This window comes from Leisingera sp. F5 (genome assembly GCF_001593695.1).
This window is the reverse complement of record NZ_LUKH01001367.1, coordinates 1-1,075: the sequence shown is the minus strand read 5'-3', so window position 1 is coordinate 1,075 and position 1,075 is coordinate 1. Positions and strand designations below refer to the sequence as shown.

Genomic DNA, 1,075 nt, shown 5'->3' with positions numbered 1-1,075 from the left:
ATCGAGGCATTGATCGCCTCCATGATCGCGTCGGGACCTGCGGCAAAGCGGCCGCCCCACATCTGGTTCGAGGATTGATCTGTCATGGTGTGGAACCCCGGAGATAAAATGCGTCTGTTTCGTCAGCTTTCCCTTTATATGGCCCTCGCCTTGGGTGCAAATGCCGCGGCTGCGGCGGATCAGGCACAGCTGGAGGCCCTGCGAGAAGACAGCCTCCGGCGCCTGGTCGTGCATTCCGAGCCGCGGGATGTGTCCGCAACCGCGTTTGAGCTGGCCGACGGCGCCGGCACCGCCAGCCTGGAAGACTACAAGGGCAAAGTGGTTCTCTTGAACTTCTGGGCCACCTGGTGTGCCCCTTGCCGCAAGGAAATGCCGCAGCTTTCCGAGCTGCAGGAGGAGTTCGGCGGCGAAGATTTCGAGGTGCTAACCATTGCCACCGGGCGCAATTCGCCCGCGGGCATCCAGAAGTTCTTTGACGAGAACGGCATCAGCAACCTGCCCCGTCACCAGGACCCGAAACAGGCGCTGGCCCGCGAGATGGCGGTGATCGGCCTGCCGATCACGGTGCTCCTGGACCGCGACGGCAAGGAAGTGGCGCGGCTGCTGGGCGATGCCGAGTGGAACTCGGACAGCGCCAAGGAGATCGTGAAGGCGATGATCGCGTCAAAGTAGCTTGCGCTTGAGTTTCAAGTTAGTAGCCTGGGGCAAATAGTGACCCCAGAAGACTTTTTTGAGACATTTTCTTTCAGGTCTAGCAGCGGCTGCTACCGTTCTTTTCTCGACAACCTGCGCTACTCAGGCTGAAGAAATACTGATTGAAGGAACCAGATCCAAACTTTCGATCAATTCGGACATCCGCCTGACGGGCGACATGAAAAAAAGCTTTGCCTTCTTCAAAAAGAATGCGGAGTTCTACGGCGCAATGTTTGTGAATCCGCCAGAAGATCTGGTTGGAGCGTTTTGGAATACAAGCTCCCTTCCGCTGGCTAAGCACTACGCCTTGAAGTCTTGTCAATCCAAGTCCCGAACGCCATCGAGCTGCCAGGCCTACGCAACAGTTCTGCCAAAGAAACAC

The 1,075-nt window shown here is 57.5% G+C and carries 2 protein-coding genes; both read left to right on the top strand.

The window, feature by feature from the left end:
• Positions 1–108 precede the first annotated feature (108 nt).
• Positions 109–672 (top strand): TlpA disulfide reductase family protein, encoded by a 564-nt coding sequence (locus tag A2I95_RS41480; RefSeq protein WP_291738098.1) that lies wholly within the window; start codon positions 109–111, stop codon positions 670–672.
• A gap of 58 nt (positions 673–730) precedes the next feature.
• Positions 731–1,075: hypothetical protein (locus A2I95_RS41475; RefSeq protein WP_291738097.1), on the top strand; the 345-nt coding region annotated here is incomplete at its 3' end.